The 15676-nt window shown below is 71.9% G+C and carries 17 protein-coding genes; 11 read left to right on the top strand and 6 right to left on the bottom strand.

The window, feature by feature from the left end; all coding sequences use genetic code 11:
- Positions 1-696 precede the first annotated feature (696 nt).
- Positions 697-1335, top strand: a complete 639-nt coding sequence (locus tag BMY04_RS17415) for a hypothetical protein (protein ID WP_091184058.1) — start codon at positions 697-699, stop codon at positions 1333-1335.
- Positions 1336-1790: 455 nt separating this feature from the next.
- Here BMY04_RS17415 and BMY04_RS17410 read toward each other — a convergent pair whose 3' ends face one another.
- Positions 1791-2555: an SDR family NAD(P)-dependent oxidoreductase gene (locus tag BMY04_RS17410; RefSeq protein ID WP_091184053.1), complete on the bottom strand. Its 765-nt coding sequence runs from the start codon at positions 2553-2555 to the stop codon at positions 1791-1793.
- A 134-nt stretch (positions 2556-2689) separates the two neighbouring features.
- On the opposite strand from BMY04_RS17410, the gene BMY04_RS17405 reads away from it, so the two are divergent.
- On the top strand, positions 2690-3289 hold the full coding sequence (locus BMY04_RS17405) for a TetR/AcrR family transcriptional regulator (protein ID WP_091184051.1): 600 nt from the start codon (positions 2690-2692) through the stop codon (positions 3287-3289).
- Positions 3290-3440: 151 nt separating this feature from the next.
- On the opposite strand, the gene BMY04_RS17400 is transcribed toward BMY04_RS17405, so the two are convergent.
- On the bottom strand, positions 3441-4178 hold the full coding sequence (locus BMY04_RS17400) for a Stf0 family sulfotransferase (protein WP_091184048.1): 738 nt from the start codon (positions 4176-4178) through the stop codon (positions 3441-3443).
- Between the two features lie 103 nt (positions 4179-4281).
- A complete protein-coding gene (locus BMY04_RS17395; protein WP_091184044.1) occupies positions 4282-5454 on the bottom strand; it encodes an FAD-dependent oxidoreductase in 1173 nt (390 codons plus the stop codon).
- 125 nt (positions 5455-5579) lie between these two features.
- Here BMY04_RS17395 and BMY04_RS17390 point away from each other — a divergent pair, with 125 nt between their 5' ends.
- Positions 5580-6155 (top strand): TetR/AcrR family transcriptional regulator, encoded by a 576-nt coding sequence (locus BMY04_RS17390; RefSeq protein WP_198410236.1) that lies wholly within the window; start codon positions 5580-5582, stop codon positions 6153-6155.
- A gap of 118 nt (positions 6156-6273) precedes the next feature.
- Here the strand turns inward: BMY04_RS17390 and BMY04_RS17385 are convergent, their stop codons facing one another.
- Positions 6274-7281, bottom strand: coding sequence for a helix-turn-helix transcriptional regulator (locus BMY04_RS17385; protein WP_170854198.1), 1008 nt, complete (start codon positions 7279-7281; stop codon positions 6274-6276).
- A gap of 166 nt (positions 7282-7447) precedes the next feature.
- Between BMY04_RS17385 and BMY04_RS17380 the strand changes: the two genes are divergently transcribed.
- The 5 genes from BMY04_RS17380 (at position 7448) to BMY04_RS17360 (ending at position 11580) form a co-directional block, all read left to right on the top strand.
- Positions 7448-8602, top strand: a complete 1155-nt coding sequence (locus BMY04_RS17380; RefSeq protein ID WP_091184038.1) for a glutathione-independent formaldehyde dehydrogenase — start codon at positions 7448-7450, stop codon at positions 8600-8602.
- 37 nt (positions 8603-8639) lie between these two features.
- Complete coding sequence (locus BMY04_RS17375) at positions 8640-9209, top strand: type 1 glutamine amidotransferase domain-containing protein (RefSeq protein WP_091184035.1); 570 nt, start codon at positions 8640-8642, stop codon at positions 9207-9209.
- On the top strand, positions 9206-9694 hold the full coding sequence (locus BMY04_RS17370) for an SRPBCC family protein (protein ID WP_091184032.1): 489 nt from the start codon (positions 9206-9208) through the stop codon (positions 9692-9694). The genes BMY04_RS17375 and BMY04_RS17370 overlap by 4 nt, the downstream gene beginning before the upstream one ends.
- Positions 9691-10866 (top strand): zinc-dependent alcohol dehydrogenase, encoded by a 1176-nt coding sequence (locus BMY04_RS17365; protein ID WP_091184028.1) that lies wholly within the window; start codon positions 9691-9693, stop codon positions 10864-10866. The genes BMY04_RS17370 and BMY04_RS17365 overlap by 4 nt, the downstream gene beginning before the upstream one ends.
- 72 nt (positions 10867-10938) lie before the next feature.
- On the top strand, positions 10939-11580 hold the full coding sequence (locus BMY04_RS17360; protein ID WP_091184026.1) for a DUF1345 domain-containing protein: 642 nt from the start codon (positions 10939-10941) through the stop codon (positions 11578-11580).
- A 307-nt stretch (positions 11581-11887) separates the two neighbouring features.
- Here the strand turns inward: BMY04_RS17360 and BMY04_RS17355 are convergent, their stop codons facing one another.
- On the bottom strand, positions 11888-12628 hold the full coding sequence (locus BMY04_RS17355; RefSeq protein WP_091184023.1) for a carbohydrate ABC transporter permease: 741 nt from the start codon (positions 12626-12628) through the stop codon (positions 11888-11890).
- 205 nt (positions 12629-12833) lie between these two features.
- Positions 12834-13196 (bottom strand): ArsR/SmtB family transcription factor, encoded by a 363-nt coding sequence (locus BMY04_RS17350; RefSeq protein WP_332452336.1) that lies wholly within the window; start codon positions 13194-13196, stop codon positions 12834-12836.
- Between the two features lie 90 nt (positions 13197-13286).
- Between BMY04_RS17350 and arsM the strand changes: the two genes are divergently transcribed.
- From arsM to BMY04_RS17335, 3 genes are read left to right on the top strand one after another with little or no spacing between them, the layout of a single operon-like run.
- Complete coding sequence (gene arsM / locus BMY04_RS17345) at positions 13287-14054, top strand: arsenite methyltransferase (protein ID WP_091184020.1); 768 nt, start codon at positions 13287-13289, stop codon at positions 14052-14054.
- A gap of 32 nt (positions 14055-14086) precedes the next feature.
- Positions 14087-15190, top strand: a complete 1104-nt coding sequence (gene arsB, locus BMY04_RS17340) for an ACR3 family arsenite efflux transporter (RefSeq protein ID WP_091184011.1) — start codon at positions 14087-14089, stop codon at positions 15188-15190.
- Positions 15187-15621, top strand: coding sequence for an arsenate-mycothiol transferase ArsC (locus BMY04_RS17335; protein WP_091184007.1), 435 nt, complete (start codon positions 15187-15189; stop codon positions 15619-15621). The genes arsB and BMY04_RS17335 overlap by 4 nt, the downstream gene beginning before the upstream one ends.
- The last annotated feature ends 55 nt before the right edge of the window (positions 15622-15676 follow it).

Raw genomic sequence — 15676 nt, 5'->3', positions numbered from 1 at the left:
CTTGGTGCTTGCCCGCGTTCGCCGAAGGAACGCCTGTCGGTCGATCGACACGCGTTCGCGTTCGGCCCGCACTGCGACCCTGGCGTGAGAGGACACTCAGGCGGACCCGTACATACAAGACTCGCCGCGAACAGCCCCACCTGATACAGCTCGAGGCTTAGGGCCCGGCCCGGCTGTTCGATTCCGCCGGGCGAACAGGCCGTCCGGGCCCCCACGGGCCCAGCACCGCCGCTGAGAGGGGTCCTGAAGGGGTACGAAACGCCCTGATTCACGCTCAGCCGCGCTACTCCCAGTCCTCCTCGGTGTCTTCCCAAGCTGAATATGCGGGTTCGATTCCCGTCGTCCGCTCCACAGCGTCTGACCTATCTCCTCGTCGGCCCACCCGGGCGTGCGCAGGCCAGGTCCCTGCCACCGATCGGTTCTGCAGGCGAGTCCTGCCCGGGACAGGGCGCGCGAAGTCCCTTGCGAGGAGCCCCAGAGGCCAGCAGAGCGGCGTTCCAGAGCCTTCCTTGAGGCGCCGACAGTTGATGGTTCAATCTTGCGGTTGTCCTTGGACACCGTTGTCACTTGTCGGTGGCCGGTCTTGAGGCGGTCTCGGCAGAGTTCTTCTCACCGGGCCACCAGGGTTCGGGGAGCAAGCGGGGGCTGGCTCGAACGACACCACTCGAGCACCACCACCACTCCGAGGAGCCCCCGATGTCCGCAGTCGCCACCACCGCCGCCCGCCGCCCGTCGCGCAAGGTCGCCACGATCGTGTCCCTGGTCGCGGTGCCGACCGCGCTGGCCGTGTCCGGCCTCGTCGTGGCCCAGTCGTCCTACTCGGCCTACTCGGCGACCACGGTCAACCCGACGAGCAACTGGGCCACCGGCACCGTCGCCCTGACCGACGACGACGCGAACACCGCCGCCTTCACCGCCGCGAACCTGAAGCCCGGCTCGACCGGCAGCCGCTGCATCGTGGTCTCCTCCACCGGTACCCTGCCCGCCAACGTCAAGCTGTACGGCACCGGCGCGGCGTCGACGAAGGCGCTGGCCGACAACATCGACCTGACCGTCACCCAGGGCACCGGCGGCTCCACCGCGGGTGGCTGCGCGAACTTCACCGCCCTCCCGTCGGGGTCGAGCGTCTACTCCGGCACCCTCGCCGATTTCGGCAGCAGCGCGACCGGCTACTCCACCGGGGTGGGCAGCTGGGCCACCGCCGGTGTTGCGACCGGTGCTGCGGCCGAGACGCGGACCTACCAGCTGACGTACACGGTCAAGACCGACGCGCCGAACACCACCCAGGGCGGCACCGCCGCGATCGGCTTCACCTGGGAGGCCCAGAACAGCTGAGCCGGACCTGCCCTGTCGGCGCCGCTCCTCGGGGGACGGCGAGTCGCAGGTCCCGGCCAGCCGAGAGGACCGGTCGAGCGTGCGCGTCGGGGGACGCGCCGACCGGGCACCACCTCGGACCCGCTGCTCCTCGGGGGACAGCGGGTCCGAGGCCGTCCTCACGCAGCAGCGGTGAGCCGGCGGAGCCCAGCACGGCTCAATTCGCCGAATCCCCCCAGCAACCGGCCGAAGAGTCTTTCGTTCCTCGAGGTCCGCCCTCGGTGGCCGTCTCCTCCTGGCTCCGTAGCTCGAAGCGAGGGGTACCGGGCGTCCGACGGCGTCGACGACCGAGCGGCCTCGGCGCCGCCGACAAGGGGATGCCACCGTCGAAGCCGCCGGCGGAGCGGTACGCCCGCACTGCTCAGCCTCGTCATCGGCCGAGGGTCGCCGCCGGACCCCGGTCGTCCGCGCTGGGGTCAGGCGGTGCGGGTCTCGACCTGTCCTCCGTCGACCAGGAACTCCGCGCCGGTGACGAAGCTGGCCCGCTCGGAGGCAAGGAACAGCACGACGTCGGCGATCTCGCGCGGGTCTCCGACCCGGCCCAGAGCAGTGTCCGCCCCCATGCTGACGAGCAGCGCCTTCTCCTGCTCGGGGTCGCCCTTGGCGATGCCGCGCAGGCCAGGTGTGTCGGTGGGGCCGGGAACGACGGTGTTGACGCGGATCCCCCGGGGTGCGAGCTCGGCCGCCCAGACCCGCGCGTACTGACGGATGGCCGCCTTGCTGGCCGAGTAGGTCCCGAAACCGGCGTGACCGACCGCGGCGCTGGTCGAGCCCGTGATCACGATGGAACCTGACGTGGTCATCAGGGGCAGCGCCTCCTGCACGGTCAGCGCGGCGCCCTTGACGTTGCGCCCGAACGTCGCGTCGAAGCCGTCAGGATCGAACTGCTCGATCGTGGCCAGACCGTCGCCACCGCCGGCGTTGACGAAGAGGACGTCCAGCGAGCCGCTCTGCCGTCGCACCACGTCGAAGGTCTCGTCGAGGTCGACGGGGTTGGAGACGTCCCCCTGGAGCCCCGTCGCGCGTGGTCCGAGCTGAGCCACGGCCGCGGCCAGCTCCGCCTCTCGACGTCCCGTGAGGTAGACCGTTCCGCCTTCCTCGACGAAGCGTTGCGCGGTGGCGAACCCGATCCCGGTGGCGCCACCGGTGATGAGGATCGTCTTGGAGTCGAACTGACCCATGGGGGTCTCCTTGAGCTCGAGGAGGTGTGCGGTGTTTCGTCCGTCTAGCGCGGCCTGACCAGACGCGTTCTGAACGTACGTTCCACAATAGGCCAGTTCTGGAACGATCGTCCAGTACCACGTAGGATCGAGGCATGGCTCGACCACGGAAGTTCGACGAGGACGAGGTCGTCGGCACCGCCCTCCGGCAGTTCAGCGAGACCGGGTACCACGGCACCTCGGTGGAGGATCTCTCGCGGGTGACGGGGCTGAGCAAGGGCAGCCTCTACGGCGCGTTCGGTGACAAGGAGGCGCTGTTCCACCGGGTGTTCGACGCGTACTGCTCAGCAGCGGGCGCCCACGTGGCAGCCCGGGTCGAGGGTCCCGAGGACGAGGCGCTGCAGCGGCTTCGCGACTGGCTCCGGTCGTCGGAGGACAGGCCCGGGCAGCTCGCGTGCCTGCTGGCCAAGGGCACGGCCGAGCTGGCGTCGGAGGACGAGGTCGTCGCGGCCCGGTCGCTCGCGACCTTCGAGATGTTGTTCGACAGCTGTCGCCGGCTGGTCGAGCAGGCTCAACGCGCCGGGCACGTCGACCCGGACGCCGACCCCGCGGTGCTCGGCCAGCTCGTCGTCACCACCCATCGCGGCCTCGAGGCGCTTGCTCGGGGAGGGGTCGACACATCGACGCTGAACCGCATCGCCGACGCCGCGATCGACGCCATCGCGACGCCGGTACGGCCGCGCTCGAGCTCGTAGGGCTCCTCGGGACCGGCCAGCCGCCGAGGCGACCGTCCGGATCGAGCGGCCTCGAGCGCGCCGTGCGAGGACGCAGCCATCGGTCCGCCGCTGACCGCGAGCCGGTCGACCGGCGAAGTCCGCACGAGGGCCCGCAGCGCGACGCGCGACCTCAGGAGCGGGACTTGAAGGTCTCGATCCACCGGGCGTTGACGTGGTCGGCCTGCTGCCGGTCCCTGACGACGAGCCGGCGTCCCTCGTCGAGCTCCAGGTCGAGGAAGTCGAGCACCTCGTGCGCCACGAAGAGCGGGTCGGCGGCGAGCTGCTCGTAGGTCACCTCGAACGGGGTGATCCGCTGCTCGGTGAACCACCGGTTCCAGCCGGCCTCGAACTGCTCGACCGTCTCGACCAGACGCCCGAGCAGCTCCTCGTCGTAGTGCGGAGCCTCCGCGCCGGGCTCGACCTGCTCGCCGGGATGCCAGAAGTGCGTCTGGAGCGACTTCGCCCAGGAGACGGCCTGAGCCACCACGTCGAGGCGGCGCAGGTGGACGAAGCGGATCCGACCGAAGTGCAGGCGCAACAGCTCCAGGTCGCTCGGTGCGGGCCGGTCGTCCTCGGTGGTGAGGTCGGCGATCAGCTCAGGTCGCGACTCGGCCATCAGCCGGCCCCCGAAGACGCCGTTCGGGGTGCTGCCGGCCGTCCGGGCTGCCCGCACGTACGCCGCACTGATCCGCCCACCGGCGCCCTCGGAGACCTGCCAGCTGGTGGAGTAGTCGTGCAGCCCGCGCCGGTTGAAGTACGACGCGGGACGACCCGCCACCCCCGACGACTCCAGCAGCCCGCAGAGCAACGTGCTGCCCGAGCGCGGAGTCGCGCACAAGAGCCAGGAGTCGAGCTGCGGCCGGGCCATGCAGGTCACGGTAGGACGCTCACGATGCTTTGGGTTCTGACGGTCGCGCTCTTGTGCGACGGCGGTCGAGCGCTGCTCGGGAGGACGCAGCCTCGCCGCGCGGTCAGGCGTGCTGGGTGACCTCGACCGGCGGCGCAGCGCCGTCGAGGAGGTCGGTGGCCATGCCACCGACGAGTGCGGACATCTCGGCGGAGCGTGGCCACATGGTCGCTTCGTACGCACGGACGGCGGCGTCGAGGGTGTCGTGGTCGGCGAGGGCCTGGGCGAGCTCGCAGGCGTCGAGCATGGCCAGGTTGACGCCGACCCCGACCGGCGGCATCAGGTGGGCGGCGTCGCCGAGGAGGGTGAGCGAGCCGGAGTGCGTCCAGCGGTGGTCGACCGGAAGCGCGTAGACGGGCCGCGGGACGAAGGGTCCGTCGTTGTCGGTGAGCATCCGGGTCAGGCTCTCGTGCCACCCGGCGAAATGGTTCAGCAGCGCGGCGCGCACCCCGTCGGTGTCGCCGGCGGTGAGCCCGTGGCGGGTGAGCCAGTCCTCGGGCTCGCCGAGCATGACGTAGGTGCGGACGTGGCCCCCGGAGCTGCGTTGGGCGAACATGCCTCGTCGGCCGTCGCCGCTGCTGGCCGCACCGCCTCCGACGAGCTCGTCGAGCCACGGGTGGCGCCGGGTGACGTCGTCGAACCAGGCCTCCAGGAACAGCACGCCGGTGTAGTGCGGCTCAGCCTCCGACACCGCTCGGCGGACGCGGGAGAACGCGCCGTCGGCCCCGACGACGAGGTCGCACTCGGCCGTCGACCCGTTCGTGAAGCGCAGGGTGCGGGTCCTGGCGCCGGGGCTGGTCGTGCTGACCGCGTCGAGGCGGTGGCCCCAGCGCACGGTGCCGTCCTCGACCGAGTCCAGCAGCAGCGTCCGGAGCTGGGCCCGGTCGATCTCGGGCTTCTCCCGCTCATCCGGCTCGGGCACGAGATCCACGACGACGTGACCGTCGAACGGGTCGAGCTGGCGCATCTGCTGGCCCTCGGGTCGGGCGAGCTCGAAGAACCGGTCGAGGAGCCCCGCCTCGGCGAGCGCCCGCTGCCCGTCCTCGACCCGCAGGTCGAGGCTGCCGCCCTGGTCCCGGCTGTCGGGCCCGGGGTCGCTGTCGTAGACGGTGACCTCGAGGCCGCGGCGCTGCAGGATGCGGGCGGCGACGAGACCGCCGGGCCCTGCACCGACGACGGCGATCCGGGCTGCGTGCGGTGCGGGTGAGTGGTCGGGTCGGGTCGTGCTGCGGATCATGGCGGACGTCCTCGCTCTCGAGCACCGACGCCGTAGCGAGATGCGCAGGCCGTTCGGTGTACTTGCTCCTAAACTGTAGTCACACCAGTCTCGGTGTCAACCAGGAGAATGGCTATCGTTCCGGCATGAGCGCGGAAGGGCTGACCGGGCGGCGGGAACGCAAGAAGGCGCGGACGCGCACGTCGATCTCCGATGCCGCGACCCGCCTCTTCCTCGAGCGCGGGTTCGAGCAGGTGACGGTCAAGGAGATCGCCGACGCCGCCGACGTCTCGCCCACGACCGTCTTCGCCCACTTCCCGACCAAGGAGTCGCTGGTCTTCGACGAGGACCCGCAGCAGCAGGCCGACCTCGTCGCGGCGGTACGCGAACGGCCCCCGGGGCAGAGCGTCCTGGACGCCTTGGAGACGCACCTCGTGAACGAGCTGACGCACCGCGGCTACGACGACCACGAGCTCGAGGTGTTCGTCGACATGGTCAACCGCACGCCGGCGTTGCGTGAGCACCAACGCCGGCTGCTGCGGCTCCGCGAGGTCGCCCTGACCGACGCGATCATGGCCGGTTCAGAGGCTGGTCGGACCTCGGCGGCCACACTGGCGCGCTTCGTCCTCGACGCGGTCGACCTCGCCCGTGACTACCCCGACCACCAGCAGGTCCTCCACCAGGCGTTCGAGATCCTCCGCGCCGGATGGTCCGCCGACTGACCACGCCACGCGGCCACCGTCTCCCAGCGCTCGGTGATGGCGACGGGGTGGCCGCGAGCAGCGACCAAGGCGTGCCGGTCGGTCCAGATTCAGAGAGCCCGGCGAGACGTACGGACGCTCACGGCACGAGGCCAGGAGGTACGTACAGCCCTCGTCGCTCGGCGCGGAGGGCGGCGAGCGCCCGGCTGTCGGCGTCGAGCTTGAGCAGGATGTGCTCGACGTGGGTGGCGACGGTGCGCTGAGTGACGTTGAGGAGGTGCGCGATCGCGTTGTTGTGACCGCCCGTGACCAGCAGCCCGAGCACCTCGAGCTCTCGGCGCGTGAGGCCGTGCAGGTCACCGCAGGGCGAGAGCACCACGACGGCGGTGAGGTGGAAGGGCACGTCGTCGGGCACGTCGAGCACGGTGACGGTCAGGTAGCCGCCGGGTTCGAGCGGCGCGGGGAGCAGGAACGACGTCTGCGGTCCCTCGAGCAGCGCTCGGGCCACCGCCAGCACGGGTGATCCCTCACGCAGGGCCGGGTGGTCGTCCAGCCCCGGCACCGCCAGCACGCGTCCGGCGCGGGTGAGGGCCACGGCCGCGGTCGCCGACCGCACCAGCCAGGCTGCCGCCACCGCGGAGCGCAACGGGTCGAACGCGTGGCCCAGCGTCGGTCCGAGAGCGGCCAGCAGGTCCCGGGCGGCGTCCGACGGGACGGCCGGGCTGGCCGTGAACAGGCCCAGGAACCCGAGGTGGCGCCCGTCCGGGGCGAACAGGCACATGCCCAGGCCCTCCTGCAGGCCGGCGGGCAGCAGGCACTCCGCCCAGGACCGCAGCTCGTTCGCCGGCACGGGGAAGTCGGCGACCCGGAGCGGGGTGGGGGACCGGGTCATGCCGAGCTGCTCGATCTCCTCGACCAGCACCGGCCCGTCCAGGTAGGTGGCCGTGCGGTGGTCCCACCCGCTGCTCACCAGCGACTCGTGCCCGGCGCGCTTGTCGTCCCGCAACGCCAGCCAGGCCGCGTCGAAGGGCAGGAACCGCTGAAGGGCCTCGAGGAGCGCAGCGGCGCGCTGCGTCGGCTCGTCGGGCGTCGCGGCGATCCGCGCCACCTCGGTCGCGACGGCGGCTGCTTCTGCTGGTCCTGGCACGTCCTGCGCCTCCTCCACCGGCGGCGCCGGCTGACCCGGTGTCGGTCGTTCTGCCGATGTGCTGCGGTGCCGTTCGGGAGTTGGCTGGCCCCTGGTGAAGCCGCAGCGCTTCGGACGCACTGCCAGTACCCGAGGCCACCAGAACCACGCATGGACAGGAGAAGCGATGAAGGCAGTGGTGTACGACGGACCGCGGCAGGTGAGCGTCAAGGACGTCCCGGACGCGAAGATCGAGCGCCCGACGGACGTGCTGGTGCGCATCACGGCCGCGAACATCTGCGGGTCCGACCTGCACATGTACGAGGGTCGGACCGATTTCGAGACCGGCCGCTGGTTCGGCCACGAGAACCTCGGCGAGGTGGTCGAGGTCGGGTCGGGGGTGGACAAGGTGCGCGTCGGCGACCGGGTGGTGATCCCGTTCAACGTCGCCTGCGGCCACTGCAAGAACTGCGAGCGCGGGCTGACGAACTACTGCCTCACCGCGCAGCCCGACCCGGCCATGGCGGGCGCCGCGTACGGGTTCGCGGACATGGGTCCGTGGGCGGGCGGCCAGGCGGAGCTGCTGCGCGTCCCGTGGGGCGACTTCAACTGCCTGCGCCTCGGCGAGGACTCGGTCGAGCGGGAGAACGACTACGTGATGCTGGCCGACATCTTCCCGACCGGCTACCACGCCACCGAGATGGCCGGCGTCTCGCCCGGCGACCAGACCGTCATCTACGGCGCCGGACCGGTGGGGCTGATGGCCGCGCTGTCGGCCACGATCCGCGGGGCCAGCAAGGTGATGGTCGTCGACCGGCACCCCGACCGGCTGCGGCTGGCCGAGTCGATCGGCGCCATCGCGATCGACGACTCCAAGGTCGACCCGGTCGAGGCGGTCCTGGAGCAGACCATGGGGCTCGGCGCGGACAACGGCTGCGAGTGCGTGGGCTACCAGGCGCACGACCCCTCGGGCAACGAGCACGCGAACGACACCCTCAACAAGCTGGTGAGGTCGGTGCGGTTCACCGGCACGATCGGTATGGTCGGCGTCTTCGTGCCGCAGGACCCCGGAGCCGCCGACGCCCTCGCCAAGAAGGGCCAGGTGGCCTTCGACTTCGGGCTGTTCTGGTTCAAGGGCCAGCACATGGGCAGCGGCCAGGCGCCGATCAAGAGGTACAACCGGGCGCTGCGCGACCTGATCGCGGCCGGCAAGGCCGAGCCGTCCTTCATCGTCAGCCACCAGCTGCCGCTGGACGGCGCACCCGACGCGTACACCCATTTCGACGCCCGCGACGACGGCTGGACGAAGGTCGTGCTGAAGCCGGCGATGGCTTCCGTATGACGACTCGCGAACACGGACGAAGCACGGAGGAGGACTGATGGCAGGCGAGCTGAAGGGCGCGCGGGTGGCGATCCTCGCCGCCGACGGCGTCGAGCGGGTGGAGCTGGAGCAGCCCCGGCAGGCGCTGGACCAGGCGGGGGCGAGCACCGAGCTCCTGTCGCTGCACGACGGGCAGATCCAGGCCCGCAACAACGACCTCGACGACGCCGGGACGTTCGACGTCGACGGCCTGGTGCGGTCGGCCTCGGTGGCCGACTACGACGCGCTGCTGCTCCCCGGCGGCACGGTCAACCCCGACAAGCTGCGGGTGGACCAGAGCGCGGTCGGCTTCGTGCGCGACTTCGTCGAGAGCGGCAAGCCGGTGGCGTCGATCTGCCACGGCCCGTGGACGCTGCTCGAGGCCGGAGTGGTGAGCGGTCGGACCCTGACGTCGTTCCCGAGCATCCGGACCGACCTGCGCAACGCCGGGGCCACCGTGGTCGACGAGGAGGTCGCGACCGACGGCAACCTCGTCACGAGCCGGTCGCCCGACGACCTGCCGGCCTTCTGCCGGGCAATCGTGGAGACGTTCGCGCGGACGGGTGCCGGGGCCGGTGGTGCCCGGTGACGCCCCGTGGCCTCGGCGTGGCGCTGGCGGTCGGCGGCGGGGCCGTCGTGCTCGTCCGGCGGCTGCAGCGCCAGGGCGCGGGAGGGGGCGGTTCCGGGGGCGAGGCGCGCTCACGGTGGCGCGCGGTCACCGTGAACCGCAGCCCCGAGGAGGTCATGCCCGACAACCGGGTGCCCGGCCCGCTCGCCGACCTCGGCGAGCTCGTCGAGGTGGAGGTGCGCCCGGCCCCGGGCGACAAGGGCAGCGAGCTGCGGGCCCGGCTGAAGACCCCCGAACCCACCGGGGTCGCCTCGGCGGCCGCGCGGATCTCGGGCCACGACCCGCGTCAGCGCGTCCGGTCCGCGCTGCGGGAGGCCAAGCAGCTGATCGAGGTCGGCGAGGTGCTGCGCGTCGACCCGACGCCGCACGGGCGCCGCTCGCCCACGCCGACCGGAGCCATCGTCGAGGCGGCCACCAAGCGGGCCGCGGGGGAGGGACTGCTGTGAAGGCACTGACCTGGCGGGGGGTCAACGAGACCGCGGTCGAGACGGTCGACGACCCGACGATCCTCAACGACCGCGACGTCATCCTCAAGGTGCGGCTGACCACCACCTGCGGCTCCGACCTGCACCTGCTCGGCGGCTACATCCCGGCCATGCGGGCGGGCGACGTGCTCGGCCACGAGTTCATGGGCGAGGTGGTCGAGGTCGGCAAGGCCGTGCAGAAGCACAAGGTGGGCGACCGCGTCACCGTCTGCTCGTTCATCGCCTGCGGGGAGTGCTGGTACTGCCGCCACGAGCAGTACTCGCTCTGCGACAACGGCAACCCCAACCCGGCCCTGACCGAGACCCTGTGGGGCTCGGCGATCGGCGGGTGCTTCGCCTACAGCCACGCGCTCGGCGGCTTCGCCGGGAGCCACGCCGAGTACGTCCGGGTCCCGTACGCCGACCACGGCGCGTTCACCGTCCCGGACGGCGTGTCGGACACCGCGGCGCTCTTCGCCTCCGACGCGGCGCCCACCGGCTGGACGGGCGCCGACCTGGCCGGCATCACCCCTGGCGACACGGTCGCGGTCTGGGGCGCCGGCGGGGTCGGGCAGATGGCCGCGCGCGCGGCCATGCTGCTCGGGGCCGAGCAGGTCGTGGTCATCGACCGGCTGCCCGAGCGCCTGGAGCAGGTGCGCCAGCACATCGGCGCGGAGACGCTTGACTACACCTCCGACAGCGTGATCGCCGAGCTGAAGGAGCGCACCGGCGGCCGGGGGCCGGACGTCTGCATCGAGGCCGTGGGGATGGAGGCCCACAGCACCGGACCCGCGTACCTCTACGACCAGCTCAAGCAGCAGCTGCGGCTGCAGTCGGACCGCCCGACCGCGCTCCGGGAGGCGATCTACGCCTGCCGCAAGGGCGGCAGCCTGTTCGCGCTCGGGGTGTTCGGCGGGGTCGTCGACAAGTTCCCCTTCGGGGCGATCATGAACAAGGGCATGACCGTCCGCGGCGCCCAGCAGCACGGGCACCGCTACATCCCACGGATCCTGCAGCACATCGCCGACGGCGAGCTCACCACCGAGCACCTCGCCACCCACGTGATGCCGCTGGACGAGGGGCCCAAGGGCTACCGGATGTTCAAGGAGAAGCAGGACGGCTGCGTACGCGCCGTCTTCCAGCCCGGTTCATAGCCGTCGACGGGCCCGGCCGCGTCTTGGGACGGGGCCGGGCCCTCGCGGTGACGCCGCACCCGAGGAGGCCCCTTGTCCGGTCGGATCCTGTCAGCACGCCGCGCCCTCGTCTGCGTGGCGGTCGGGACAGTGGTGGGTCTCGTCGCCGGCCTCGTCGCTGACGCGCGCCTCGGGCCGCTGGCGGGCTGGTGCGCGGCGGGCACCCTCGCGCTGGTGTGGGTCTGGCGCCTGTGCTGGCCCATGGACCGGGACGGGACCGAGCGCGTGGCCCGGGAGGAGTCGTCCTCCCGCGTGACCGACGACGCCGTCGTCGTCGCGTGCCTCGCCAGCGTCGTGGCGGTGGTCGTCGCGCTGACGCAGTCGAGCAGCCAGGACCCGGACGCGGCCTCGGTCGCGCTGATCATCCTCGGCGTCCTCGCCACGATGGTCGCCTGGGCGCTGGTGAACACGGTCTACGCGCTCAAGTACGCCCGGCTGTACTTCGTCGACCAGTCCGAGGACGGCCTGGACTTCCAGCAGGCGACCTCGCCGCGCTACAGCGACTTCGCCTTCCTCGCGTTCACCGTGGGCATGTCCTTCGCCGTCGCCGACATCGAGCCGACGAGCAGCGACATGCGCCGCAGCGCGCTGCCGCACGCGCTCCTCTCCTACTTCTTCGGCACCGTCCTCATCGCCGTCGCCATCAACCTCGTCACCAACCTCGCCCAGGGCTGAACCGGAGCCATCCGGGCGCCGGGCGCGTCGTGGCGACGTCCTGCGAACGGGGCGATCACCATTCGACGGCGCTGGTCCGGCAGCCCGAGCGTCTCGGCGCCGGTGAGACGCGCGCGGAAGCCTGCAGGTCGGACAGCAACGAGGAGAGCAGCCCAGCCGGGCCCCGGTTCGTCCACCGCCGTCCGGTCGGACGCAGGATGCGTCCTGGCTCGCCAGGTCGTGGCCGGGCTGGCTCTCAGACCGATCGGCCCAGGCCGCGGCCGGGGCCGGCCGGCCCGGTGGCTCGAGAGACCCGGCCAGGACGTCCTCACTTGACCGCGCCCAGGGACAAGCCCTGGACCAGCTTGTCCTGTGCCGCGAAGCCGGCAGCCAGCACGGGGAGAGAGATCACCAGCGAGGCGGCGCACAGCTGCGCGATGAACAGTCCCTGGCTGGTGATGAAGCTGGTCAGGAACACCGGGGCGGTGCCCGCGACGGTGGCGGTGAGGGTTCGCGCCAGCATCAACTCGTTCCAGCTGAAGATGAAGCAGATCAGGCTGGTCGCCGCGACCCCGGGAAGGGCGATGGGCGCGATCACCCGGGTCAGGGTGTTGATCAGACCGGCCCCGTCGAGGGCGGCGGCCTCCAGCATCTCGCGGGGCACCTCGGCGAGGAAGGACTGCATCATCCACACGGCGATCGGCAGGTTCATCGAGGTGTAGAGCACGATGAGCAGCCCGATGTCGTCCAGGGTGCCGGTCCTGATCGCGAACAGGTAGAGCGGCAGCAGGCCGGCGACGATCGGCAGGAACTTGGTGGAGAGGAAGAAGAACAAGACGTCCGTCCACTTCTCGACCGGCTTGATCGACAGGGCGTACGCGGCCGGGATCGACAGGACGAGGACGAGGAGGGTCGAGACCACCGAGGCCGTCAACGAGTTGATCAGCGCCGGCCACGGGTGCGCGTCGCTGCTGAAGAAGTTGCGGTAGCCCTCGAGCGTGAGGCGCGCCGCGACCAAGGGCGGGTTGGTGGCGGCGGAGGTCTCGGTGTGCAGCGAGGTCAAGATCATCCACGCGATGGGGATGACGGCGACGATCCCCGCGGCCCAGGCCAGCAGGCCCCAGACGCGACCCGAGGTCCGTCGCGAGCGGGGGCGCGCGGTGTGCTTCGGTGCGGAGTGTCGGCCGGCGGCAGCGGTGGTGACGGCCGAGGTCAGCGACGCACTGCGCGGGATGCGGTCCCGCTGGGACGCAGGTGGGGCGGGGGGCTGGTCGTCAGCGGGGACGGAACGAGTCGAGGAACGCGGCGGCCACGGTCTCGCTCGCACCGGGGACGAGGCGGTAGTAGGCCCACCGGCCGCGCTGCTCGCGCGCCAGCAGGCCGGCCTCGACGAGGACGCGCATGTGGTGCGAGACCGTGGGCTGGGACAGGCCGACCGGCGCGGTCAGGTCGCAGATGCAGGCCTCGCCGTCGGCGCTGCGGGCGACGAGGGAGAGCAGCCGCAGGCGGGCCGGGTCGGCCACCGCCTTGAGCAGTCCCGCGAGACGCTCGGCCTCGGCCAGCTCCATGGGCCGGGCAGCACCGTCGCCGCAGCACGCCGCGTCGAGGACCGTCAGCTCGCGGGCGGTGGTCGGCACCCGTCGAGTCTGGCACACGGATTGACAGGCGTCGATGGATCGTCGATGCTCGGTCGCATCGACGGACGTCGATCGAAAGGGTGGTCGGTGATGGCTTCGGTCGAGGAGATCCAGGAACAGGTGCGGACCCGGTACGCCGCAGCCGCGGTCGCGGTGCGCTCGGAGGCCTCCGGTTCCTGCTGCGGTCCGGCGGCCGAGGCGTTCGACGGCAACGGCGAGGTCTTCGGCGCCGCCCGCTACGGCCGCGACGACACCGGCGGGCTCCCCGAGGAGGCCGTGCTGGCCAGCCTGGGCTGCGGCAACCCCGTGGCCGTGGCCGAGCTGCGCGAGGGGGAGCGCGTGCTCGACCTGGGCTCGGGCGGCGGCATCGACGTGCTGCTGTCGGCGCGTCGGGTCGGCCCGACCGGCTACGCGTACGGCGTCGACATGACCCCGGAGATGCTCGAGCTGGCCCGCGCCAACGCCGCGAGGGCCGGCGCGACGAACGTCGAGTTCCTCCAAGGCGAGATCGAGGACCTGCCCCTGCCCGATGCGTCGGTCGACGTCGTCATCTCCAACTGCGTGGTGAACCTGTCGGGCGACAAGCCCCGCGTGCTGGCCGAGATGTTCCGCGTGCTCGCACCGGGCGGACGCATCGGCATCAGCGACGTCGTGGCCGAGGACCACCTGAGCACGGCGGACCGCGCGGCCCGGGGCTCGTTCTCCGGCTGCATCGCCGGCGCCCTGTCACGGCAGGAGTACCTCGACGGGCTCGCCGCCGCCGGCTTCGTCGACGCGTCGGTCCGCTTCACCCACCAGGCCGAGCCCCAGATGCACGCCGCCGTCGTCCAGGCCACCAAGCCCGCTGCGTCGCGCTGACCACGACCTCCGTCCCCGAAGGGCCTGCACGCGTGAGTGACCTCGTCCACGACATCCCGGCGACCGACAGCGGTCCGGTGCTGCGGCGTCTGTCGGTGCTGGACCGGTGGCTGCCGGCCTGGATCCTCGCCGCGATGGCCCTCGGGCTGCTGCTGGGCCGTCTCGTCCCGGGCCTCGCCGCCGCGCTCGACGCCGTGAAGGTCGGGTCGGTGTCGCTGCCCATCGCGATCGGGCTCCTCGTGATGATGTACCCGGTGCTGGCCAAGGTCCGCTACACCGACACCGGCACGGTGCTGCGCGACCGGCGCCTGATGGTGGCCTCGCTCGCCCTCAACTGGCTGGTGCCGCCAGCGTTCATGTTCGCCCTGGCCTGGCTGTTCCTGCCCGACCTGCCCGAGTACCGCACCGGGCTGATCGTCGTCGGCCTGGCCCGCTGCATCGCCATGGTGCTGATCTGGAACGACCTCGCCTGCGGCGACCGCGAGGCCGCAGCCGTGCTCGTCGCGATCAACTCGGTGTTCCAGGTGCTCGCGTTCGGCGCGCTCGGCTGGTTCTACCTCCAGGTGCTCCCGGCCTGGCTCGGGCTGCCGACCACGACGGCGGGGTTCTCGGCCGGCGCGATCACGGCCAGCGTGCTGGTCTTCCTCGGCATCCCGCTCGTGGCGGGGTTCCTCACCCGCACGGTCGGCGAGCGCACGCGGGGGCGCGACTGGTACGAGTCGACGGTGCTGCCGCGGATCGGCCCCTGGGCCCTCTACGGCCTGCTGCTCACCGTCGTCGTGCTCTTCGCCCTGCAAGGCCGCACCATCACGGAGCGCCCGCTCGACGTCGTCCGGATCGCGCTGCCGCTGCTCGTCTACTTCGCGGTCGTCTTCAGCGCGGGCATGGTCCTCGGCCGAGCCCTGCACCTCGGCTACCCGCGCACCACCACGCTCGCCTTCACCGCCGCCGGCAACAACTTCGAGCTCGCGATCGCCGTCGCCATCGCGACCTTCGGCGTCACCTCCGGCCAGGCCCTCGCCGGCGTCGTCGGACCGCTCATCGAGGTGCCGGCCCTGGTCGGGCTGGTGCACGTGGCCCTGTGGGCACGACGCCACTTCCCGGGCGACACCAACCACCAGGAGATCCACCCATGACCAGCGTCCTGTTCGTCTGCGTGAAGAACGGCGGCAAGTCCCAGATGGCCGCCGGCCTGTTCCGCGCCCTCGCCGACCAGGACCCCGAGCCCGCCCGGTGGCAGGTCGCCTCGGCGGGAACGAAGGCCGGCACGACCCTGAACGCGCTGTCGGTCGCGTCCTTGGCCGACGTCGGCGTCGACATCGGCGACCAGCGGCCCCGCCAGCTCACCCCCGCGCTGCAGCAGGCCGCCGACCTGGTCGTCACGGTTGGCGAAGCCGAGGTCCAGCCGCTCGACGGACCCCGCTACGAGGTCTGGGAGATCGACGAACCGTCGCTGCGCGGCATCGACGGGCCAGAACGCATGGCCCTCGTCCGCGACGACATCGCCCGGCACGTCGACGACCTCCACCGGCGGCTCGTCGCGGCGGACGAGGACCCGCACCGGTGAGCCCGTCCTCGCTCGACGGGACGGGGCGCGGGGCGGACGGTGGGCCGGCGGCCGC

It is taken from the genome of Microlunatus flavus (genome assembly GCF_900110855.1).
GTDB classification, from domain to species: domain Bacteria; phylum Actinomycetota; class Actinomycetes; order Propionibacteriales; family Propionibacteriaceae; genus Microlunatus; species Microlunatus flavus.
This window is presented reverse-complemented; position numbering and strand designations above follow the sequence as displayed.